General features: G+C 53.1%; 18 protein-coding genes. 10 read left to right on the forward strand and 8 right to left on the reverse strand.

Features of this window, described 5'->3' with window-relative positions; all coding sequences use genetic code 11:
* Positions 1–284: 284 nt before the first annotated feature.
* Positions 285–821, forward strand: coding sequence for a hypothetical protein (locus LF95_RS21895; RefSeq protein WP_073957334.1), 537 nt, complete (start codon positions 285–287; stop codon positions 819–821).
* A 42-nt stretch (positions 822–863) separates the two neighbouring features.
* Here the strand turns inward: LF95_RS21895 and LF95_RS21900 are convergent, their stop codons facing one another.
* From LF95_RS21900 to LF95_RS21910, 3 genes are all read right to left on the reverse strand, one after another.
* Positions 864–2,510 carry a U32 family peptidase C-terminal domain-containing protein gene (locus LF95_RS21900; RefSeq protein ID WP_073957335.1) on the reverse strand — a complete coding sequence of 549 codons (1,647 nt, stop codon included), beginning with the start codon at positions 2,508–2,510 and terminating at the stop codon, positions 864–866.
* 161 nt (positions 2,511–2,671) lie between these two features.
* On the reverse strand, positions 2,672–3,910 hold the full coding sequence (locus LF95_RS21905) for an allantoate amidohydrolase (RefSeq protein WP_073957336.1): 1,239 nt from the start codon (positions 3,908–3,910) through the stop codon (positions 2,672–2,674).
* A gap of 46 nt (positions 3,911–3,956) precedes the next feature.
* Positions 3,957–4,622 carry a DUF1028 domain-containing protein gene (locus LF95_RS21910; protein WP_073957337.1) on the reverse strand — a complete coding sequence of 222 codons (666 nt, stop codon included), beginning with the start codon at positions 4,620–4,622 and terminating at the stop codon, positions 3,957–3,959.
* A 231-nt stretch (positions 4,623–4,853) separates the two neighbouring features.
* Between LF95_RS21910 and LF95_RS21915 the strand changes: the two genes are divergently transcribed.
* From LF95_RS21915 to LF95_RS21940, 6 genes are all read left to right on the forward strand, one after another.
* Positions 4,854–6,422: an ABC transporter substrate-binding protein gene (locus tag LF95_RS21915; protein ID WP_073957338.1), complete on the forward strand. Its 1,569-nt coding sequence runs from the start codon at positions 4,854–4,856 to the stop codon at positions 6,420–6,422.
* A gap of 111 nt (positions 6,423–6,533) precedes the next feature.
* Complete coding sequence (locus LF95_RS21920; protein WP_073957339.1) at positions 6,534–7,481, forward strand: ABC transporter permease; 948 nt, start codon at positions 6,534–6,536, stop codon at positions 7,479–7,481.
* A complete protein-coding gene (locus tag LF95_RS23605) occupies positions 7,478–9,463 on the forward strand; it encodes a dipeptide/oligopeptide/nickel ABC transporter permease/ATP-binding protein (protein WP_083607894.1) in 1,986 nt (661 codons plus the stop codon). Before LF95_RS21920 ends, LF95_RS23605 begins: the two co-directional genes overlap by 4 nt.
* Positions 9,456–10,433 carry an ABC transporter ATP-binding protein gene (locus LF95_RS21930; protein ID WP_073957340.1) on the forward strand — a complete coding sequence of 326 codons (978 nt, stop codon included), beginning with the start codon at positions 9,456–9,458 and terminating at the stop codon, positions 10,431–10,433. Before LF95_RS23605 ends, LF95_RS21930 begins: the two co-directional genes overlap by 8 nt.
* A gap of 77 nt (positions 10,434–10,510) precedes the next feature.
* On the forward strand, positions 10,511–11,377 hold the full coding sequence (locus tag LF95_RS21935) for a FadR/GntR family transcriptional regulator (protein WP_073957341.1): 867 nt from the start codon (positions 10,511–10,513) through the stop codon (positions 11,375–11,377).
* A 43-nt stretch (positions 11,378–11,420) separates the two neighbouring features.
* A complete protein-coding gene (locus LF95_RS21940) occupies positions 11,421–12,482 on the forward strand; it encodes an osmoprotectant NAGGN system M42 family peptidase (protein WP_073957342.1) in 1,062 nt (353 codons plus the stop codon).
* A 72-nt stretch (positions 12,483–12,554) separates the two neighbouring features.
* Here LF95_RS21940 and LF95_RS21945 read toward each other — a convergent pair whose 3' ends face one another.
* Both LF95_RS21945 and LF95_RS21950 read right to left on the reverse strand, forming a co-directional pair.
* On the reverse strand, positions 12,555–14,075 hold the full coding sequence (locus tag LF95_RS21945; RefSeq protein WP_073957343.1) for an alanine/glycine:cation symporter family protein: 1,521 nt from the start codon (positions 14,073–14,075) through the stop codon (positions 12,555–12,557).
* Between the two features lie 86 nt (positions 14,076–14,161).
* Positions 14,162–14,596 carry a universal stress protein gene (locus LF95_RS21950; RefSeq protein ID WP_073957379.1) on the reverse strand — a complete coding sequence of 145 codons (435 nt, stop codon included), beginning with the start codon at positions 14,594–14,596 and terminating at the stop codon, positions 14,162–14,164.
* A 714-nt stretch (positions 14,597–15,310) separates the two neighbouring features.
* Between LF95_RS21950 and LF95_RS21955 the strand changes: the two genes are divergently transcribed.
* The 3 genes from LF95_RS21955 to LF95_RS21965 all read left to right on the forward strand — a co-directional run bounded on the left by LF95_RS21955 (position 15,311) and on the right by LF95_RS21965 (position 19,307).
* Positions 15,311–16,657: an NAD(P)-dependent oxidoreductase gene (locus LF95_RS21955; RefSeq protein WP_073957344.1), complete on the forward strand. Its 1,347-nt coding sequence runs from the start codon at positions 15,311–15,313 to the stop codon at positions 16,655–16,657.
* A gap of 25 nt (positions 16,658–16,682) precedes the next feature.
* Positions 16,683–17,960, forward strand: coding sequence for an NAD-dependent dihydropyrimidine dehydrogenase subunit PreA (gene preA / locus LF95_RS21960; protein WP_073957345.1), 1,278 nt, complete (start codon positions 16,683–16,685; stop codon positions 17,958–17,960).
* Positions 17,961–18,029: 69 nt separating this feature from the next.
* On the forward strand, positions 18,030–19,307 hold the full coding sequence (locus LF95_RS21965; protein ID WP_073957346.1) for a Zn-dependent hydrolase: 1,278 nt from the start codon (positions 18,030–18,032) through the stop codon (positions 19,305–19,307).
* A gap of 100 nt (positions 19,308–19,407) precedes the next feature.
* On the opposite strand, the gene LF95_RS21970 is transcribed toward LF95_RS21965, so the two are convergent.
* The 3 genes from LF95_RS21970 to LF95_RS21980 form a co-directional block, all read right to left on the reverse strand.
* The gene (locus tag LF95_RS21970; protein ID WP_143182145.1) at positions 19,408–20,343 is read right to left on the reverse strand and encodes a substrate-binding periplasmic protein; all 936 of its coding nucleotides are present in this window, start codon (positions 20,341–20,343) and stop codon (positions 19,408–19,410) included.
* A 929-nt stretch (positions 20,344–21,272) separates the two neighbouring features.
* Entirely contained in the window at positions 21,273–22,205 is a 933-nt protein-coding gene (locus tag LF95_RS21975; protein ID WP_073957347.1) for a hypothetical protein, read from the reverse strand.
* Positions 22,206–22,288: 83 nt separating this feature from the next.
* Positions 22,289–22,939 (reverse strand): TetR/AcrR family transcriptional regulator, encoded by a 651-nt coding sequence (locus LF95_RS21980; RefSeq protein WP_073957348.1) that lies wholly within the window; start codon positions 22,937–22,939, stop codon positions 22,289–22,291.
* Positions 22,940–23,322 lie beyond the last annotated feature (383 nt).

Raw genomic sequence — 23,322 nt, forward strand, 5'->3', positions numbered from 1 at the left:
CGGGCCTTATGGAAAACCCCTTGAATGCAACATGGCATCAAGGGGTTTTTCTTTGTATTTTCGTAATGTGTGTTGCACGTTTTCTTCATGCAAAACTGGAAACTTAAGCTGTATTGATAATCTGGTTCGGTTTTTTCTAGTTGCTGCCTTTTATGATCAACCTCGCACATGTTTGACGGGTCGAGGGTATTTTAGAAAGGTGCAAAGGATATTCGGTTTGAATTGGCGTAAGCGAGGGAGTAAATTATTTATCTAAGCTGAAATGATGTTGAGTATGAGAAGCTATGATGATGGAATGCGATCCTTTTAAGCGGCCTTCTCAGTTTCCTACACATCGGCATCCGCCAGAGTTTTGGGAGCAGTTCGGTCGAGCTATTGCTACTTTTGGCTTTTTAGAGGAAATGCTGGGAAGGGCCATCATAGCAATTACTGGCTCTAAACAGGTTCCAGAAACTGATGCCCAAGAGGCATTGGACGTGTGGCAAAAAATAGTGGAAAAGGCATTGCATCGCCCGTTGGGTGTACTAATTGACATGTATCATAAAGCACTTAAGGATCATCCTAAAGCGCATGTTTTGAATGTTGATGAGTTGATTGAGGACTTAAAAAAAGTTGCTCAGTATCGAAATCCTTTATGTCATGGTTCTTGGCGTATACCCGATGGGAATGGTTTTTCAGAATTATTTTACATTGATAGAGAACTAAGAATTTTTGATACGCCACTTGATCAAGGCATTTTAGAAAAACTGCAAGTTGAAGCGTCGACGATTGCATGTAGGGTATATAATTCAATCACCCAGCTTGGGTGTAAACCGTTATAATAGCGTTCAACGTTTTTTCTTTGTATCGGGGAGGGGGCGGAATTACTCCGCCGCCACCGTTTTGCCGTCGCGTTCCAGCATTTCGCCCTGTTTGCGTTTGGCAAGGATGTCGCGGGCCTTGGCATATTGCGGGTCGTGCCAGAAGATCAGGCAGCCATTGCAGCCCCGGCCACAACAGCCTTGTGTTCCCACGCGCGGGGTGCGGAAGGTGCGGTCTTTCTGGCGTTCATCAAGGGCGTCCTGCAGGGCGTCGCGTTTGGCGTCGTACCGTGCCGGGTTGCCTTTACCCATTTCAATTTTATGGCCTTCCTGGTCCAGCTTCATGCGTTCCCATTCGTCCGGCGTTAAGGCCTTTTCCTTGCGGATGATGGTCAGCGGCGGGAAGGCGGTGCGCAGATAGTCCGGGTCTTCCTGCTCTAACAGTGAAAACGGAATACGGACCATTGGTTTGGCCCCGGCATGCACGGCTTCGCCAACCTTGCCACTATTGGCATCGATAAATTCATACATGCGGATGAAAATGGTTTTACGGCCCTTGGGCGGGACAATTTCCAAAACGTCGCCAGCCAGCAGGCGGTTTTTGACCGACACGATAAAGGCATCGTCTTCCACCCGTTCGATCAGCCCGGCAAACTCCCAGTCCGAAACGTTGCTGGAGCTGTCATAGCCATGCGCATAATTGGTCAGCCGTCCTTCATGGAAGGCCAGGGTATAGCCCCGGTTGGGGATGGTTGCCAGTTCCTTCATATAGGGTTCTGCCGACCAGTTTTCGGGGTCTTCGTACCAGTCATCTATCGCCATGCGATAAGCGCGTGCGACCAGCCCGGCATAGTACGGGCTTTTGCCGCGGCCTTCTACCTTCAGGCTATCGACACCGATTTTAAGGTAGTCTTCCAGTTTCGGCATGATGCAGAGGTCACGCGAATTGAGGATGTAAGATCCGCGTTCATCCTCCTGAATTTCCATCAGTTCGCCGGGGCGCATTTCTTCTTCCAGGAAGAAATCAAACAGTTCCATATTTTCTTCGGTCAGGTTCAGTTCCTTGACCGTGCCATCTTTCAGCTTCATATGGACCTTGTATTTCCAGCGGCAGCTATTGGCACACGCCCCCTGGTTGGCCCCGCGTTCTGCCATGAAGTTTGATAGCAGGCAGCGGCCGGAATAGGTCATGCACATGGAACCATGCACAAAGGCTTCGATTTTGATGTCCTGGCATTTTTCGCGAATTTCGGTCAGTTCCTCGTAGGAAACCTCGCGGCCCAGCACCACCAGCTTGGCACCAATGCTTTGCCAGAATTTGACGGACTGCCACGAACAGACATTGGCCTGGGTGGAGACATGTAACGGAATTTCAGGGGCCTGTTCGCGCACAAACATGAAAACGCCGGGGTCAGCGACAATCAGTCCGTCCGGCTTTACCTTGCGCACGGTTTCAACATATTCCGGCAGTTTGGAAATGTCCTTGTTGTGCGAAAACAGGTTCAATGTCAGGTAAACCCGCACCCCATGCTGATGGGCAAATTCAATGCCTTCCACCACATCATCCAGCGACATCTGGCTTTTGACCCGCAGTGATAAATCAGGCGTGCCCATATAAACGGCATCCGCGCCATACAGCACGGCAATTTTAAGCTTTTCCAAAGAGCCAGCAGGCATCAACAATTCGGAACGGCGCGATTGATCACTCATATCGTCGGGTCTTTATTTAGGGAATGCGGGAAATGTTCTCTCTCTTGCTGGCGGGTCATATCATATTTACCAGCATTGATGCGCCCAAAATCGCATATTTCAGGCATTCTGCAAAGGCCTGGCTTTGCAGGGCGGCAATGCGCAACGATAAACCTGTGTTTTTATCCCGCCAGTTTCGAGCAGAATTGCGCCAGATTTTGCAAATAGGTCGCCAGTACCTGTGCCGCGATGTCGGCATCTTCGGCGGTGATGGCTTCATCGGGATGATGGCTTAACCCGTCCTTGCAGCGGACAAACAACATGCCAATGTCGCATAAATCGTGCATGGCCAGGCCATCATGCCCCGCCCCGCTAAACAGGCGCAGGGGGCGAATGTTGTGTTGGGTTATGGCGGCTTCCAGCCCGTTCATCATCCAGTCGGCACAGGGCACACCTTCTGCCTCGTAAGTTTGATCGGCATTAATTGCTACTGCCCGGTTTTGCGCAATGCCGCCCAAAGCCGATAAAATGGCCCCACGCCCATTGACCCGCACGGCGCGTTCCGGTGCGCGGAGTTCAATTGTCAGGTCAACGCTATCGGGAATCACATTTACCGCGTTGGGCGATACTTCCAGCTTGCCGACCACACCAACCATGCCCTCGGTTTCGCGGCATACCTGGTTGACCTTGTGAACAATATCGGCGGCTGCCAGCAGGGCATCCTGGCGGTGATCCATTGGGGTGGTTCCGGCGTGGCTGGCCTTGCCCTTGATGACCACGCGGTGGCGTTCAATCCCGGTTAAGGCAGTGACAATCCCGACGGGCAGGTTTCTTCCTTCCAGCACCGGGCCCTGTTCGATATGCACTTCCAGGAAGCCCAGTGTGTTTTTGCGCGACCGTTTCAGGCTGGGTATACTGTCGGGGGTGCAGCCAAAGTCCTGCAGGGCGGTGCGTACCGTAACACCATTATCATCCATGGCATCAAGGGCGGCTGGGTCAAATGTCCCCGCAAGGGCGCGGGAGCCGACAAGGGTGGATTGAAACCGCGTACCTTCCTCGTCACCAAAGGCGACAATTTCGATGCCAAAGGGCAGATCGATTTTGCGTTTATAAAGGTCCCCGACCACCGTGATTGGCAGGGCAACACCCAGCATGCCGTCATATTTGCCGCCCGACACAACCGTATCCTGATGCGACCCCATGATCAGGGTCGGGGCGCCATTACGTGCTTTTTCATCGCGACCAACAATATTGCCGGTGGCATCCATTTCGGTTTCCAGCCCGGCCTGTTCCATCCACTCCTTAATCAGGATGGCGACCTGTTTGTGTTCGGCACTTAAAAACAGGCGGGTGACACCGGGGCCGGGTCGGGAAAATTGTGCGGCCTGTTCCAGGCGATCATAAACAAGTTGTCCCAGCATGGGGCCTCCGAATAGCGGGGTGGAAAAATATATTGATCAATGTTGATCAATGCTGGTGTGGATGGTCCGGTGTCGGCAAACGGACGAAGAAGGACTGGTAGTCGGATTGACGGGTCATGTCATACAGGCGTTTCAGCTCGGCAATCGGATGGGGATGGTCATCGACCCGCAGGTCAAGCGGGAGCTGATTGGGGGTCACAACCTGGATGGTGGCCGAACTGGTGCCGCGTTTATCCCCGCCTGCGTCAAAGGCGGCTTCCAGCGCATGCAGCAGAGCCAACGCAAAAGAACAGCCATTTTCAACGGCGTTCTCGAACCCTTGCTTCATGGCGGGGATGACGGTTTCGTTTGCCAGAATATTGCCGCCCGCAACCAGATTGTGCGTGATGATATGGTCATGATGGGGGCTGTTGGCCGACCCGGTCCAGGCCGCACCATTGCCATTGGCATCAAGCAACAGCATTTGCCGATATGCGCGGCCCTCGTCGGCGTCGGTCAGGTTTTTCACCACGGACTCGGCATTTTCACCGGCTTGCAGGCGATTTAGCCCGTTAACGCCATACCAGTAATTGGTGGAATAGCCCTGTGTGGCAATCGCGCCAACCCCGGCGCGCAAATGGGGAACAAAGCCGCCAACGGCAAGGTTGCCGGTGGCCGTTACCAGCCCGAGAGCCTTGGTTTTCGGGTCTTTTGCAATCAGCGAATAGGTCATTTTTCCTGCCAGGTCAGAAGGGCTGTTATGCGGGACGGCTAAATTTATAATGATAAATAATTGCCCGATGCCAATTTATCATTATAAATAGACATTGCAACCGCAACAACCGGCAGGGCTGGCAACGGCCTTTGACGTGGAAACGTTCAACGCAACAAAAAAGGGTTGTCACCGTAAGGTTCGGATCGTGATCCGGCCCAGATCGAGAGGCTTATGAGAAGGGAGGCTTGAATGAAAAGCCTGTTTAAAGGGGCGCTGGTCGCAGCGGCCTTGACAGTTTCAGCATTTTCAGCCGGGACGGCTGATGCACAGACACCGCCGGGCGTTCTGCTGGTCGGGCAGATTGCCGAACCCAAATCGCTTGACCCGGCCGCCGATACGGCGGTCAACGATTTCCGCATTCTGGTCAATATGTATGATGGGCTGGTGCGCTATAAGGATGGCACGCTTGAGGTCGAACCCGACCTTGCCAAAAGCTGGACCATTTCGGATGACGGCAAGGTTTATACCTTTAAACTGCGCGAGGGCGTGACCTTCCATGATGGCACGCCGTTTAACGCCGAGGCGGTAAAATACAATTTTGACCGCATGCTGGATGAAAAACACCCGCAGCATGATACCGGGCCGTTCCCGCTGGCGTTTTTCTTTAGCGCGATTGACAAAATTGACGTGGTGGATGACCTCACGGTCACATTCACCCTCAAGGAACCCTATGCGCCGTTCCTGTCCAACCTGGCCTATCCCACGGGGCTGATGGTTTCGCCCACGGCGGTCAAGAAATATGGCAAGGATTTTGGCCGTCATCCGGTGGGCACCGGCCCGTTTAAATTCGAGGAATGGGAAAGCAATTCCAAGGTCGTTGTCACCCGGAATGATGATTACTGGGATGGCGCCCCGAAACTGGATGCCGTTGTTTTTCGCCCGATTACCGATGCCAATACCCGCATTGCCGAACTGATGGCCGGTGGCATTGACCTGATGGTCGAGGTGCCGCCAGATAATTTGGGGCAGTTGGAATCTGATGCCAACTTTACGGTCTATCAGCAGGCCGGGCCGCATTTGTGGTTCCTGATCCTCAATACCAAGGATGGCCCGTTTAAGGACAAGCGTGTGCGCCAGGCGATCAATTACGCCATCAATAAAAAGGCGCTGGTGGATAACGTTTTGCAGGGCACGGCCGATATTGCCGCCGGGCCGACGCCGCCTGCCTTTGCCTGGGCCTATGACAAAAGCCTTCAGCCTTACCCCTATGACGTTGAAAAGGCCAAAAAGCTGATTGATGAAGCCGGGGCATCGGGCAAGGAAGTGACCTTTTACGTGACCGAAGGCGGCTCGGGCATGCTGGACCCGATCCCGATGGGCGCCGCGATCCAGGCTGATTTGGCGAAGGTTGGCCTGAAGGTCAAGATCGAAACCTATGAATGGAATACCTTCCTGGGCAAGGTTAATCCCGGGCTTGAGGGCAAGGCGGACATGGCCGAAATGGCCTGGATGACCAACGACCCCGATACATTGCCGTATCTGGCGCTGCGCACCGATGCCTGGCCCGACAAGGGCGGCTTTAATTCCGGTTATTATTCCAACCCCAAAGTGGATGAATTGCTGGAAAAGGCCCGCACCTCAACCGATCAGAATGAACGGGCAAAGCTGTATCGTGAAATGCAACAGATTGTGCATGACGATGCACCCTGGGCCTTTATTGCCAACTGGAAACAGAACGCCGTGACCAGTGCCGCGGTGAAGGGCTTCAAGCTGCAACCGTCCTTCTTCCTGCTGTTAAAGGATGTCAGCAAGGATTAGGCCTTTGGCTGTTGCTGGCCTGATGCGCCAGTTTGACCTTACGCCGGGTGCAAGTGAATACATTTGTTTGCACCTGGCATTTTTCCCGCACTCACACTGACGAGCCCTGTCATGCACGTCTATATTTTGCGCCGACTGGTTTTGATGATTCCGGTTTTGCTGGGTCTGACCGTGATTGTCTTTTTGATCATGTCCCTTATTCCGGGTGATCCGGCCCTGGCGATTTTGGGGTCCTATGCGACGCCGGAAAACATCGCCAAGTTACGGGCCGATCTTGGCCTCGATAAATCGCTGTTCAGTCAATACTGGATCTGGCTTTCCAATATGCTGCATGGCGATTTTGGCCGGTCTTATAGCCTGAACCGCCCGGTATTGGACGAGGTTTTGGAACGGTTTGGCGCGACGCTGATTTTGGCAGGGGCGTCGCTGATGTTATGTACGGTTTTTGGCCTTCTGACCGGCGTGGTTTCGGCGGTGCGGCAATATGGCTGGGCGGATAAAACCCTGACCTTTGTGGTGCTGATTGGCATTTCGATACCGTCATTCTGGCTGGGGCTGATGATGATGTTGCTGTTTGCCGTCAAATTGCGCTGGCTGCCAGTCAGTGGCATGTATGCGATTTATGGCGGTGGCGATTTGCCCGATTTGTTGCGTCATCTGATTATGCCTGCCGTGACGCTGGCGGTGGTGGCAACCGGGGTGATTGCGCGCCTGACCCGTTCCAACATGCTGGAAGTGTTGCGCCAGGATTATATTCGCACCGCGCGCGCCAAGGGCCTGGATGAAAGACGGGTGATTTATCGCCATGCCTTTAAGGCCGCACTGGTTAATGTCATCCCGGTGATTGGCGTGCAGGCGGGCTTTGTGCTGGGCGGGGCGGTTTATATTGAAACCGTGTTTCAGTGGCCCGGTATTGGCCGCATGCTGGTTACGGCGATTGCGACCCGCGATATTTTGCTCGTACAGGGTGGCGTTGTGATTGTGGCGGCAAGTTATGTGCTGTTCAATCTGTTTGCCGATGTGTTGCAACACCTTATCGATCCGAGGGTCAAGGCATGAGTAACCCGGCATCCTCAACCAATATGGCGGCAAAGCCGCGTAAACGTTCGGCACGGCCTTCGGCGTTCAAACTTCTGGCGCGGAACCATTTGGCCCTGATGGGGGCAGTAATTTTCGCCGGGGTGATCATTCTGGCGCTGATTACGCCGTGGTTGCCGCTGGTTAACCCCGATGTGACCGACCCGGCCAACCGCCTGTTACCGCCGTTAAGCGACGGGCATTTTCTCGGCACCGACCATTTGGGACGCGATTTGTTATCGCGCCTGTTATGGGGCACGCGGGTTAGCCTGGCGGTGGGGATTTCGGCATCGTTGTTTGCCGCGTTTTTCGGCTCTGCCATTGGTATTATTTCCGGCTATTTCGGCGGGCGTACCGATAATATCATGATGCGTGGCATCGATATGGTGATGGCGTTTCCCTATATTTTGCTGGCACTGGCGATTGTTGCGGCCCTGGGGCCGGGGCTGATGAATGCGCTTTATGCCATTGCCGTGGTCAATATACCGTTTTTTGCTCGTAACATTCGCGGGGTGACGGTGGGGATTGCGCATCGGGAATTTGTCGATGCTGCGCGTTTGTCGGGCAACGGGCATATCCGTATTTTGCTGAGCGAGATTTTGCCGAATGTGATGCCGGTGATTGTGATTACCATGTCCACCACGGTGGGCTGGATGATTTTGGAAACGGCAGGGCTTAGCTTTTTGGGGCTGGGCGCACAACCCCCGCAGGCGGACCTTGGCTCGATGCTGGGCGAGGGGCGCAAGCTGATCACCACCGCGCTGCATTTATCGGCCATTCCTGGTGGCATGATCTTTTTACTGGTCATGAGCATCAATTTGCTGGGCGATGGTATTCGCGACATTTTGGACCCGCGTTTGAAATCGGGCGCGCTGGCCCGTCCGGCCCCGGTAACACGTATTGATCGCAGTACATGGGATGGCCCGGCAGTTGTGGGTTCGGTGCAGGCCAATGGTCAGCCGGATGCCAGAAGTGATGCCGACAAGGACGCCATTTTGTCGGTCGAGGATTTGCGCACCGAATTTGTCCTGGGCGATGATGTCTATAAGGCGGTTGGCGGGGTATCCTTCCATGTCGGGCGCAACGAATGTGTTGGCCTGGTGGGGGAATCCGGCTCTGGCAAATCTGTTACTGCATTGTCGCTGTTGGGGCTGGTGGCATCCCCACCCGGTACCATTGCCGGGGGCCGGGTGATGCTGGCCGGGCGCGATGTGTTTGACATGCACGAACAGGAAATTCGCGCCATTCGTGGCGGGCGTGTGGCTTATGTGTTTCAGGACCCGCTTTCAACGCTGCATCCGTTATTTTCGGTCGGCGACCAGTTGGTCGAGGCGATCCGCGCCCATAATCGCGTCAGCTACAAGGAAGCCTGGCAAAAGGCGGTTGAACTTTTGCGCATGGTGCGCATTCCCAACCCGGAAAAACGGGCCGATAGTTACCCGCATCAATTATCGGGCGGGATGCGCCAGCGTGTAGGCATTGCCATGGCGCTGGCCAACGAACCCGAACTGATCATTGCCGATGAACCGACAACCGCCCTTGATGTGACGGTGCAGGCGCAAATTTTGAAACTGATGAACAATTTGCGCGAACAGCATGGTACGTCGGTTTTGTTCATTACCCACGATTTTGGCGTGGTTTCGGAAATTTGCGACCGGGTTGCTGTGATGTATGCCGGGCAGATTGTCGAAATGGGCACAACGCAGCAGGTTTTGGAAAACCCGGCGCATCCCTATACCAAACGCCTGATCGATTGTGTGCCGCGTTTGGGCGAAGCCGCGCGCGAAATTGCCGCCATTCCGGGCCTGCCCCCGGCGGTCAATGATTTGCCGGTGGGCTGCGCCTTTGCTGATCGTTGTGACCGTGCGGCGGATGCCTGCCGGGCCGGGGCCATTGACCTTGATCCTCTGGGTGACGGCCATGCCGTGCGTTGCATCAAACCGATGGAGGTTCGCCATGCCTGATATTGTTTTGCAAACCCGTGATCTGGTGCGGGTGTTTGGTGGCGGGCGCACATTGTTTATGGGCAAAAAGCCATCGGTTTATGCCGTGCGCGGGGTGGATATTGCCGTGCGCAAGGGCGAGACGCTGGGTATTGTCGGGGAATCCGGCTGTGGCAAATCCACCCTGGCCCGCATGCTTGTGGGGCTGGACCGGCCCAGTGACGGCGATATTCAGCTTTCGGGTGCGCAGTTGAATGATTTGCTAAGCCAGGATCGTCATGCCCTGTCGCGACGCATTCAATATGTGTTTCAGGACCCTATCAGTTCGCTTAACCCGCGTAAATTGATCCGCGAAACCTTAAGCGCGCCGTTGCGTTATTTGCGCAATCTGTCCGGCAAGGCGCTGGAGGACCGGTTAAAAGAGCTGATGGATTGCGTGAATTTGCGCCCGGAATTCCTGGATCGTTATCCGCATGAATTTTCCGGCGGGCAGGCGCAGCGCATTGGTATTGCACGGGCCCTGGCAGCGGAGCCGGAAATTATCGTGCTTGATGAACCGGTATCGGCCCTGGATGTGTCGGTACAGGCGCAGGTTTTGAACCTGCTGGATGACTTAAAAGTGCGCTTTGGCCTGACCTATATTTTCATCAGCCATGATTTATCGGTGGTGGAGGCCGTAAGTGACCGGGTGGCGGTGATGTATTTTGGCCGGGTGGTGGAGCAGGCAGCGGGCAAGGCCCTGTTTGTGGACCCGCACCATCCCTATACCCGGTTGTTGCTCGATAGTGCGCCGGTGCCGGGCAAGCGTGGCTTGCAGGGCGAGGAAGCAAACGCCGAACTGCCCGACCCGATGGCACCCCCGCCGGGTTGTGCCTTTGCCCCGCGCTGTCCATATGCGCAGGATGATTGTCGAAAAAATGTACCGGAAGCCGACTTTGGGTTGGATAATCATGCTACGGCCTGTTTTCACCCGTTGGGTGGGATGACATAAGACAGACCAATACTAAAATTGATTTGCCCGCACAGCAGGGCAGCATACAGGTCGCACTGGCGGCATATGGAGCGTGAATGACCGATCGACCGACATTTCCCAAATCCCGGCAGGATGCGCTGGATAAAACACGCAAACGGGACCGCAAACGCCCCGAAGCAATCAGCGAGGCGATCAAGGATTATATCGCCCAAAAACGCTTGCGCCCCGGATCGCGCCTGCCGCAGGAGGCAGAGCTGATTTCGCTGTTGGGGGCATCGAAGGGAACGGTGCGCGAAGCCCTTAAATCGCTGGAAACGCAAGGCCTGATTGCCACCCGCACCGGGCCTGGCGGCGGGGCATTTATTGACCGCGTTCCCGAACAGCGTGCGGTGGAATTGCTGGGCAATTATTTCTTTTTCAAGGATTTGTCGATCCGCGATATTTACGAATTGCGCATCCTGCTGGAACCCGAAATGGCGGCCGCCTGCATTGGTCATATGACCGAGGATGATTTTGCCCGGCTGGAAGAAAAGATGACCTGGTATGCCCGCCAGCCCGCCAGTATCGAGGAAGCGCATCGTCAGCGCATCAAGGAACTGGAATTTCATCTGGTTCTGGTCGAGATCTGCCCCAATCCGCTTTTGGCCTTTGTTTGCCGGTTCATGATTGACCTGTTGATGAATTTGACAGTGTGCAAAAAGATTTATGATGAACCCAATGCCGAACTGCGCGAGGTGGGCCGCAATTATCAATTGCGTTTGATTACAGCCCTGCAAAATGGCGACGGCGAAACGGCGCGGGCGATGATTTACCAGCATATGTGTGCCGCCCAGCGTTTGATGGAAGAACAGGAAGCGGTGGTGGAACGCCGGTTTTTGCGGGTGGGCAGCAATGATGTGCCGCCTGACCAGCCCCTGAGCCCGGAATTGCAGGCGCTATCCTCGATTATCACCAAACATTGACGGAACCGGGATTGTACCCGGCTTAAGACTGACAGGAGTATCCATGTCTGCCCCGCACATTGATCGCGATTATCTGGCCGATATTCTGGCCCGAATGCTGGCAATTCACAGCCCGACGGGAATGACCGACGAGATTGTCGCCTTTGTTTGCGATGAACTGGAAAGGCTGGGTGTTGAATTTGAGCTGACGCGGCGCGGGGCTATTCGTGCCCTGCTGCCAGGCAAGCGCAAAACGCCGGACAGGGCAGTTGCGGTGCATCTGGATACGCTGGGCGCGATTGTGAAGGAAATCAAGGATAATGGCCGCCTGGCGATTATGTCGGTCGGGCACTGGTCATCGCGCTTTGCCGAAGGGGCGCGGGTGACGGTTTATGGTGATGATGGCAAAAAATGGCGCGGCACGATTGTGCCCAACAAGGCATCGGGCCATACCTATAATACCGAAATTGACAGCCAGCCGGTGGCCTGGAGCCAGGTGGAAGTTCGCCTGGATGAACGGGTTGCCAATGGTAAGGATGTGATGGCGATCGGGGTTAATATTGGCGATTTGATTGCCATTGATACCAATACCGAATTTACCGATAGCGGCTTTGTCGTGTCGCGCCATCTCGATGACAAGGCCGGTGTGGCATCGGTTTTGGCGATGATCAGGGCCGTGATGGAAAACGGCATTTCCCTGCCGGTCAATTGCCGGGTGATTTTCACTATTGCCGAGGAAGTCGGCCTGGGCGGGGCGCATGTGCTTGATGGTGATGTAGGGGAACTGGTGGCGGTGGATAATGGCACTCATGCACCGGGACAAAATACCAGCGAATATGGTGTCACCATCGCCATGATGGATATGTCCGGCCCGTTTGACCGGAAGCTGAACCGCCATCTGATTGATTTATGCAAGACCAGCGATATTGAACATTCGCGCGATGTGTTCAAATTTTACCGCAGCGATGTGGCCTCCGCCCTTGAGGCGGGGTACGACACCCGCGCTGCGCTGATCTGTTTTGGCCTTGATGCCTCGCACGGGCATGAACGGGCCCATATGGACAGTTTTGTTGCCGTTGCCCGCCTGTTGCTGGCTTATGTGCAAAGCCCGCCGGTGGTATCCTGAGGCGTTTGGAACGACAGAACCGGCACCTTCAGAAGGTGCCGGTTCTGATTTGACGGTGTTGGTAAAGCAGGTTTATTTGACCTTTTTGATCTCGCCACGTTCGATTTTTTGCCAGTATTGGGCGGCTTCGCGTTTGACAACCGGCATCAGGAAATACAGGCCAACCACGTTGGGCAGGGCCATTGCGAAGATCATGGCATCGGAAAAGTCGATGACCGGGCCAAGATTCATGCTAGCCCCGATAATGACGCACAGGCAGAAAAAGCCCTTGAACACCGTTTCTTTGCCTTTGCCTTCACCAAACAGATAAGTCCATGCCTTAAGCCCGTAATAGGACCAGGACAGCATGGTGGAAAAGGCAAACAGCACAACCGCCAGCGCCAGAACGATGGGGAACCAGGTAAAGGCGGTGGCATAGGCCGCGGATGTCAGCTCAACACCGGTCAGGTCGGTTTGCAGCTCGCCGGAAATGGTGATGACAATGGCGGTCATGGTGCAAATAACAACCGTATCAATAAACGGTTCGAGAAGGGCAACATAACCTTCGGTAATCGGTTCCTTGGTCCGCACGGCCGAGTGCGCAATCGCGGCAGAGCCAATACCGGCTTCGTTAGAGAAAGCCGCCCGCTTGAAACCCTGAATCAGCGCGCCGATCATGCCGCCGGCCACACCGGCACCGGTAAAGGCCCCGTTGAAAATGCGATAGATGGCATCCCCGGCATGGTCCAGATTCATGCCAATAATGATAAGGCCGGAAATAACGTAAATAACCGCCATGAAGGGCACGATTTTTTCCGTCACTTTGGCAATCGACTTGATGCCGCCAATAATGACCATCCCGACAATGGCGGCCATGACCAGGCCGAACAACCACCCATTTCCGCTAAGAAAACTTTGTTCGCCGCCGGTGACATTGACAATTTGCTGAAAGGCCTGGTTGGCCTGAAACATATTGCCGCCGCCAATGGCACCGCCAATGCAGCAAATGGAAAACAGAATGGCAAGCACGCGGCCAAGGCCGGGTTTTCCCTGTTCTTTTAGTCCCTTAGACAGATAATACATCGGCCCGCCGGAAATGCGGCCATCGGCATATTCATTGCGAAATTTAACGCCCAGCGTACATTCGGTGAATTTTGACGCCATGCCCAAAAGCCCGGCCAAAATCATCCAGAAGGTGGCGCCGGGGCCGCCAATGGAGATGGCAACGGCGACCCCGGCAATGTTGCCCAGCCCGACGGTGCCGGAAAGCGCGGTTGCCAGGGCCTGGAAATGGGATACTTCGCCCGCATCGTTGGGGTCGGAATAATCCCCCTTGACCAGCAAGATTGCATGACCAAATTTGCGAAATTGAACAAATCCAAAATAAAGGGTGAAAATGGTTGCGGCGAGAACCAGCCAGCCAACAATCAGCGGAAAGTCAACATCGCCTACTGACACGCTGTAAAAAATGGCACCGGCAATCACATTGGAAATTGGGGCGACTGTTTCGTTAATCGCCTGGTCCATACCGCCCTGCTGGGCCTGTGCCACATGCGCACAGGATAAAATGGCCACACCCGCCACCGAGGCGGGAATCCATTTTGTTGAAAACATGAGATGCTCCTGATCTTGTCTTTTTTATTTCCCGTATTTGCGGCTTTGCGCCGTCTGAGGTTGTGTGATGTCGAAAAGGGCAGGGCTTAGGGAACAACGGTAACAGGCAGGGGGGCCGCCTGAACAAGGGTCAGGGCCAGACTGCCGAGCAGACGGGCACCAAGACCCGATCCCCCCTTACGGCCAATCACAATTTGGCAGGCCTGTTTTTCCTTGGCGATTTTGCACATCAATTCGCCCGAATGCCCGTAGCGGACTTCGTAAGTTACGGCGATGTTGCGTTTACGCAGGATTTCAAGGGCGGGGTTAAGTGTGGCTTCGGCGCGGCCAAGTTCTTCGGTGCGGCGTTGGTGGCGTTCTTCAAGTTCCTGGGCGGAAAGAAAGCTGTAGGGCGACCATTCAAGAATATAGGCAATATGAATGGGGCATCCTGCAGCTTCGGCGCGGGAACCGGCAAATTCAACGGCACGATGTGCCGCATCAGTGCCATCAAACCCGACAAGGATGGGATGATCGGACATGGCTTTTGCTCCATAAGGGATGGTTTTTAAAGCGTCCGGCGGCGTGTTGGAAAAGCCCGATGTCAACGATGTTCGCCACCTGAAAATTGCGGCGAACGGCAATAGGGCCTGCTTGTGTGCCATCGCCCTGCGAACTGCCCGATTGTGCCTCAATCGTGGTCATCTTTGCCTCCCCTACCCGCGGGATGTGCCTTGCGCTGTAATCGTACCGATGTGGCGCCGGTTCGCGGTAGGTCGTTTGCTGCGGACGTTGGCATCGGCAGATTAGAAATTCAACGTGCCGGTTTGCAGGTTGTTCCGAAAAAAACGAAATCAATTTATGATTTAACCCGTCCATCTGGCGGGTTTTGCGGAAACATCTTTGAAATAACAGTGTTTTTTTCGAGACAGGAAAAGTGCAATTTTGCGGGTAAAATTAATCTTGACCAAATGATCAGGATTGATCATGCTGTCAAAGTCAGAGAGAGGCTCCTGACCGTGTAAGCAATGTTAAAAGACAAAAACACGGCGGGATAAAAATAAGGGATCGACGGCCCTGATCGCAAAAATGCGGCGGGTCTGTTGAAAAACGCCAGGATTACAAAATACCGGATATATCAGGGTTGGCAGCATCGTGCATGCCATCAACGCTCGTGATGTATCTGTTTGCTGTATTTCTGTCGCATGTCTCTCGCTGGCGCAGGAGAGGACGCCTTTAGCGCAGGGAGACATGAAATGACGACCCAGCAGGCAAAGCCCGCTTTGCAAACCGGCCAGATGTCGGCTGTTGCCATTGCCGATAATTTTTCCGATCTGCACCCGCCTTTTTCCACCTTGCAGGCCATGGCCGAAAGCAACAGGTGCCTGTATTGTTATGATGCACCCTGTGTCACGGCGTGCCCGACATCGATTGATATTCCCAGTTTCATTCGTAAAATCAGCACCGGCAACCCGGATGGGGCGGCAAAAACCATTTTGTCGGCCAATATCATGGGCGGCACCTGTGCCCGGGCCTGCCCGACCGAGGTTCTGTGTGAACAGGCCTGTGTGCGCAACGTTGCCGAAGACGAAGCCGTCGAAATTGGCAGTTTGCAACGCTACGCCGTTGACCATTTAATGGCGCGAAACCTGCCGCATCCGTTTAAACGGGCAGAGGCCACTGGCAAAAAAATTGCCGTGATTGGTGCCGGTCCCGCCGGGTTAAGCTGCGCACACCGGGCAGCCATGCTGGGCCATGATGTGACGGTATTTGAAGCCAAGCCGAAACCGGGCGGCCTGAATGAATATGGCCTTGCGGCCTATAAAATGACCAACGATTTCGCCCAGCGCGAGGTTGAATTCCTGCTGGGTATCGGCGGCATCACCATTGAATATGGCAAGGCGCTGGGCCGTGACATTGCGCTTGCGGATGTTAAATCATCCTTTGATGCGGTGTTTGTTGGCGTTGGCCTTGGCGCCACCAATAATCTGGGCCTGGCCGGAGAGGCCGCCAGCGGCGTTGATGATGCGATTGATTTTATTGAAAACCTGCGTCAGGCCAGTGACAAATCCACCCTGCCGGTCGGTAATTCGGTTGTGGTGATTGGCGGGGGCAATACCGCGATTGATGCCGCCGTGCAGGCCAAGCGCCTGGGGGCCGATGAAGTAACCCTGGTTTACCGTCGCGGTCCCGAACATATGTCCGCCACTGAATTTGAACAGGAACTGGCGAAGATCAATGGCGTGATCGTGCGGTATTGGGCCAAACCGGTTGAGATCAAGGCCAATGGCCGCCTGATGGGCATGGTGTTTGAAAAAACCGCCCTGGATGCCAGCGGCAAGCTGGTGGGAACCGGCGAGACCTTTGAGGTCAAAACCGATCAGGTTTTAAAGGCGATTGGTCAGAAGATCAAAACCGATGACCTTGCAGGCATGGAAATTTCCGGCGGCAAGATTGTGGTGGATGACACCTATCAAACAACGGCACCGGGTATTTTTGCCGGGGGCGACTGTATCAAAAGCGGCGAGGATTTGACCGTTCAGTCGGTTGAAGATGGCAAATGTGCCGCCATCGCCATTGATGCCTTTTTGAAAACCGCCTGAGCATTGCCCGCCGAGGAGAGAGAACATGGCTGATTTAAGCTGCAAGATTGCTGGTATCGATAGCCTTAACCCGTTCTGGCTGGCATCCGCACCGCCGACGGACAAGAAATACAATGTCGTGCGCGCCTTTCAGGCCGGTTGGGGCGGCGTTGTCTGGAAAACGCTGGGGATTGACCCGCCCGTGGTCAATGTATCGTCACGTTATGGGGCGCATCACGACCAAAACCGTCGCCTTTTGGGCATTAACAATATCGAACTGATTTCCGACCGCCCATTGGCGCTCAACCTTCAGGAAATTCGCGAATGCCGGGCAGAATGGCCCGATCATGTGATCATCGGGTCGATGATGGCCCCGATTGAAGAACGCGCCTGGAAAGACCTGGCCCAGCAGATTGCCGAAAGCGGGGTGCATGGCATTGAACTTAACCTTGGCTGCCCGCATGGCATGTGCGAACGCGGCATGGGTTCCGCCATTGGTCAGGTGCCGGAAATGGTGGAGCAGGTCACGCGCTGGGTTAAGGAAGCCGTCGATATTCCCGTTTTCACCAAATTGACGCCCAATATTACCAATATCCTGTGGTCGGCCGAGGCCGCGCTTAAGGGCGGGGCGGATGCCGTTTCGCTTATTAACACTGTTAACTCCATCATTTCCGTCGATCTTGATCAGATGGTGCCTGAACCGATGGTGGATGGCAAAGGAACCCACGGGGGTTATTGTGGGTCGGCGGTGAAGCCGATTGCGCTGAATATGGTGGCCGAAATTGCCCGCACCCCGGAAACCCGGGCGCTGGAAATTTCCGGCATTGGCGGCATTACCACCTGGAAAGACGCCGCCGAATTTATGGCGTTAGGCGCCAATGCGGTGCAGGTTTGTACGGCCGCGATGATTTATGGTTTCCGCGTTGTCGATGATTTGATCGATGGCATGTCGCAATGGATGGATGATCAGGGCTATAGCAGTGTTGACCAGTTTACCCGCAAGGCGGTGCCGCAGGTGGCGAACTGGAACGAACTGAACATGAATTTCGATACCAAGGCCGTGATTGACCCGGATAAATGTATCGAATGTGGCCGTTGCCATATTGCCTGCGAAGATACATCGCACCAGGCGATTGCCATGAATGCCAAGCCCGAAGGCGGCAAGGAATTTGTTGTGATTGACGAGGAATGTGTGGGTTGTAACCTGTGTTACCACATTTGCCCGGTGCCCGACTGTATCACGATGGAACCGGTCAAAACCGACAAGCCCTATATGACCTGGCCGCAACATCCGCTTAACCCGATGCGTGACGCCGCCGAATAGGCGCAGCAGCCCCGCAAATTGTGCATTTATGTGCATTTATATGCCCCACATATGAAAGGACTTTGATTGATGACTGCTGCGTCAACCGCCCGTAACCTGAACATCAATGGCGACCGCCTTTGGGACAGCCTGATGGAAATGGCGAAAATCGGCAAAACCGCCAAGGATGGGGTCTGCCGCCTGGCCCTGACCGATCTGGACCGGGAAAGCCGTGATTTGTTCATCAAATGGTGCAAGGATGAAGGCTGCTCGATCCGCATTGACAAGATGGGCAATATCTTTGCCCGTCGCGAAGGCAAAAACCCCGACCTGCCGCCAATTGTTGCCGGTAGCCACCTTGATAGCCAGCCGACCGGCGGCAAATATGATGGCGTTTATGGGGTGCTAAGCGGGCTTGAGGTGATCCGCACCCTGAATGATGCCAAATACGAAACCGAAGCCCCGGTAGAGGTTGTGTGCTGGACCAACGAGGAAGGATCGCGCTTTGCCCCGGCAATGGTGGCATCGGGCGTGTTTGCCAAAGTGTTTGACCTGGAATACGGCCATTCCCGCGCCGATGTTGATGGCAAAACCATGGGCGAGGAACTTCAGCGCATCGGCTATATGGGCGATGACGATGCCACGATTGATGCCCATCCGATGGGGGCCTATTTTGAAGCCCATATCGAGCAGGGGCCGATCCTGGAAGATGAAGGCATGGATATTGGCATTGTCACCGATGCGCAAGGTCAACGGTGGTATGAAATTACCCTGACCGGGGTGGAGGCCCATGCCGGACCGACCCCGATGACCTCGCGCAAGGATGCGCTGTTGGGGGCGGCACGCATTATTGAACTGGTCAATAAAATTGGCCTCGATCGCGGGCCGCTGGCCTGTGCCACGGTCGGCATGATGCAAATCCACCCGAATTCGCGCAATGTCATCCCCGGTCGTGTGTTCCTGACCGTCGATTTCCGCCACCCCGATGATGCCGTTCTGGCCGATATGGATGCCGCCCTTCGCAAAGGGGTGGAGGAGATTAAATCCGGCATTGGCCTTGACTGCGAATTTGAGCAGATCTTCTATTACGCACCGGTGCCATTTGACCCGGCCTGTGTGGACGCGGTGCGCAAGGGCGCGGAACGCGGCGGGTATAAGGCCCGCGAAATCGTTTCCGGTGCCGGGCATGATGCCTGCTATCTTGCCAAGGTCACACCCACCGCGATGATCTTCATCCCCTGTGTGGATGGCATTTCCCATAACGAGATCGAGGAAGTGCATAAACACTGGTCAGATGCGGGCGGGCAGGTGCTGCTGGATGCGGTTTTGGCCAAGGCGGATGAAAAACCGGCGGAAACCGCCGCCTGACGCAGCATTTAAGGACAAAGCCGATTTATCTGGTGAAAGTGTTACCTCCGGGCCGCCTTTTGGGTGGCCCGCTTTTTTATGTCGTCCAATGCGGTCAGTTTTACGGCACGGTTGGCAGGTGGATTTCGGTCATTTCCATCAAACGACCCGTTTTTTCCAGCTCGGCGATAAAATGATTAAGCTGCGGCACGAGTTCCAGGCAGGGTGACTTGCGTGAAAACATGAACATGACCGGATTTTTGACCAGTGGGGTTTCTACCATATGTATTTGGTCGGCTATTCTGTCATTGGCGATATTTGCCAACCCGTCATATCGCCCCAGCATCACGTAATCGACGCGCTGATTGATCAATAAATCAAGAATGCGGTTGCCGGTGGGCGAGAAAATAATATCGAGATAATCCGTCGCATAGTGATCGAGGAAATCACCATAACTGCCACCCTGGGGCCGTGCCCCGCGACGATGGATCAAATCACGCACTTCATTGACGTCAAAGGTGTGACTGGCATTTTGAAACACCATAACGTCGTCAGAGGCAAAAGGCCGGGAATAGAGAAATTTTGCGTCGCGTTCCAGGGTAAAATAGGCCCCGGCCATGACGTCAATCTCGCCATTTGCCAGCATCAATATGCCGCGATTCCAGGGAATGCTCAGATCAATCTCCGCCTCAAGCTGGTTTTTGCCAGCAAATTCCTGCAAAATATCAACGCCAACACCCCGCGCGACTTTTCGGTCATCCAGATATGTGACCGGCTCCCACCCACCCGCACCGCTGGCACGTAGCTTTGTGCATTTTTCTGCATTTGGTCCCCGTCGTGTAGCGGTTATAACAGGCGGAGTGGGAACCGGGCGGACCTTGGCAATGCTGTCGGGGGAAAAGTAAGGGGGCGCGACCTGTGTGGCTTTCGCGGCTGGGCGGGTGGTCGCCGTATGCCCCAAAGGCACTGTATTGGTGGTTTGCGCCGGTGCCGGTAACGCAAAGCTCAGCAGTGCTACCGGCATCACTGCCAATATGAATTTACCCTTGGTTCCCATGCAGTCCTTACCCGCGCAATCTGAAGATCTTTATATCAGATTGGCACGATTTCGGGCAGAACAACTATGCAAAGGGAGGGGCGGGCGTGGATTTGGTTTTGATCTAACAGCTATTATGTCAGGTGTAGAGTTCAAATATTTTTGAAATATTTTTTGAATTATGGATGTCGAATGTTTTCTTTGATGCGAGGTATTAATTTTTATCAATTATCTCACGTAGAATAAATTATATATAAAAATAAATAATTCATGTGAAGTGGGCGAGCGAGCGTGACGATTGATCCTTCAAAAGAGATGTTCTTAATTTTTCTATTTATACCTATTTCTTTGGTTGTGCGTTTCTCTATATTCATCTTTGATTCGAAGGATGAATAGTACTGTGAAGCACATGCGATAAAAGGTATATAGGGTTTCAATAAATGTGAATATGGAAATAAATATTAACGCTTTTGAGCATATTATTTTTGAATAGTAAGTAATATTTTTTATGCTCTCTGTGGAGAGTGGTGTTTGCGATATTATGAATCTTGTGAATTCATTATGGATTGGGTCAAGTAGTTGGATGGAGAATATAATGATGCAAAAAATTGTTAGAGGGATGAAAAAAGAAACATTAGCTCTAAAGTAAGAGGATAGTGTTCCTAATCGCGAAATGTCGTCTCTATCCTCGGAGTAAACTGGATCTGGTAGTCCGCTTTTTATATCCGCAGCAACGGGAAACATTGCAGAGAATGAAAATCCAGCTAGGATTGACAGTGAAGTTATTATCGCAGAAATAGCCCCTTCTGAGAAATTGGTGAGAGTTAATGAAAGAATTAAGGCAATTGATGTCTGAGCGAAAAGTCTCGTCTTGTGACCTTCTGCTAATCCGCTTTGGGCATTAACATAGGTTGCATAGTGATCTTTAATTACTCTAAGGATACTCGTACTCATTGCCTTAGGCCCGGGGTAACGATCTCGTTCAAGACTCGCAACATTTCAACGCGCACCTGATTCTGATAGGGCAGTCCATTCGCATCTACAGTAGCTTTTAGCGGGAATTTTGTAGCGAATTTACTGTCACCTAACAAATATACAGTGTGTTTGCTTCCATTGTGGCTCATCAGAAGCGAACAACCTTGTATATCATCATCATCTATTTCTAATATTTCGCCATTGTTCATCAATTTAGCTAGTGCACCTTTGCGCGCTGCTTTGTCTCCTTTTATTTGTGCAAGAGTTTGTTTGACATCATCTCCAAAGTCATCCCCATAGTCAGCTCTCTTAATAGAAATCATGGCACTAGAAGAAAAGATAGTAGGGCCTCCTGCTCTCGCGTTCGGGCGACGAATATTAACTTTTAATTCAACTGGTTCACCATCACCTATCTCGTGACGTATACTTGTAAAAGTACGAGACGTTATCTTGTATTCGTTATTCCGCAGTAGATGTTGAAAGCAACGCTTTATTCCGTCATAATCGCCATAATTTCCAGTATATTGGGTTCCAATTAAAATTTTTCCATCTCGACGGTAATCAACTAAGTAGCAAAACTTGCGAAGGTTTAAGCTTTCAGGGTCTATTCTGCCTACTTTGGAGTTTCTGTATTCTTGCCCATAGTAAGCTCCTTCGAAACAACCAAAGTGGGTGTTTTCTTTTATTTCTTCATGGCTTATGAATGGCACATTTTCTCCTCTTTTTACTTTTTCAATTTCGGCCAAATCGTTAAGATCAACAGGATCTATTTTTTTAATGTGGTTAACAATCTTATTGAATTCTTGTTTTGTGAATCCTGTGTCTTCTGCGTCAGGTTCTGATTTTCGTTGTTTTACAAGGTAGTGAAAAGATGCGGAAATTTGAGTTGATCTGTTGCGTTTTGCCATTTTTCTAACTTATGTAACTGACGATTTTCCAAAATTATATCGATACTAGATTTTTCTCAATATTTTTCAATTCATCTATGAAATCATTCTTTTCGTAGACCAACCCCCCTCAAAATAATCCGCACCACATTCTCCTTGGCTTCCGCAAATTGTGCATCACTCAACGGCTGGTTGTCATTGAAAATTTCGATCTGGCTGGAAAAGTCGGCATAGTGTTGGGTGGTGGCGAAGATCATGTACATCAGGCTGTAGGGTTCAACATTGTCCATTTTGCCTTCCGCGATCCAGCGGCGGATGATGCGGACCCGGCCATCAAGCCAGTCCTTGACCGTGGTCGAGATATAATCGGACGAGAATTTGGCCCCACGGACGATTTCGTGCGCCCAGACGCGCGAGCCATAGGGGGTGCTGCGCGAGAGGTCCATTTTTGCCTCGATATAGCCGCGCAGGATGGTGGCGGGGTCGGTGGTGTTTTCAAATGTCATCGCGGCTTCCAGCCATTGCGAACAGACATTTTCGATCACGCGGCGATAAAGTGCCTCTTTGGTGGCGAAGTAATAATGGACATTGGCCTTGGGGACATTGGCGACCTCGGCAATGCGGGCGGTTGTGGCTCCCTTGAAGCCGAAATCGGCGAAAACGCGCTCGGCCGCGGCAAGAATCTGGACTTCATTTTCCTGGCGAATGGCGGCCTTGTGTGCGCCGTTGGCCGGTTTGGCGAGTGCGGTGGTCATAACCCCTGTCCCTTGTCCCGTTCTTTGTATGTATTTATCTTGACCGTTTGGTCAGGTTAAAATAGTCTCTGTGTTAACAGCTAAAAATCAAGCTGAAATTTGCCGGGTACTTTACCATCGGGTCTTGAAGGCGCAAGTGCGTCGGGCAGGCAAGGTGCGATAGTCAACCGGTAAAGAATAATCAATACAGGGATCGCTTCGATGTCATGCTCATACGGGTTTGTTGTGCGAAATCGGTACTGACAGCTGCAGTCATTGTGCTGTAGTTTTTCGTGTCTGTATCGCAGACCATGCGATGTGCGACGTGATTCTGTATCTGGTTGGCAGATGGGTGTTTCTGTTTGCCTTTATGCCGGATAAGCCAAGATCGACGACGTGATCTG

This window comes from Thalassospira sp. TSL5-1, from assembly GCF_001907695.1.
Lineage (GTDB): Bacteria > Pseudomonadota > Alphaproteobacteria > Rhodospirillales > Thalassospiraceae > Thalassospira.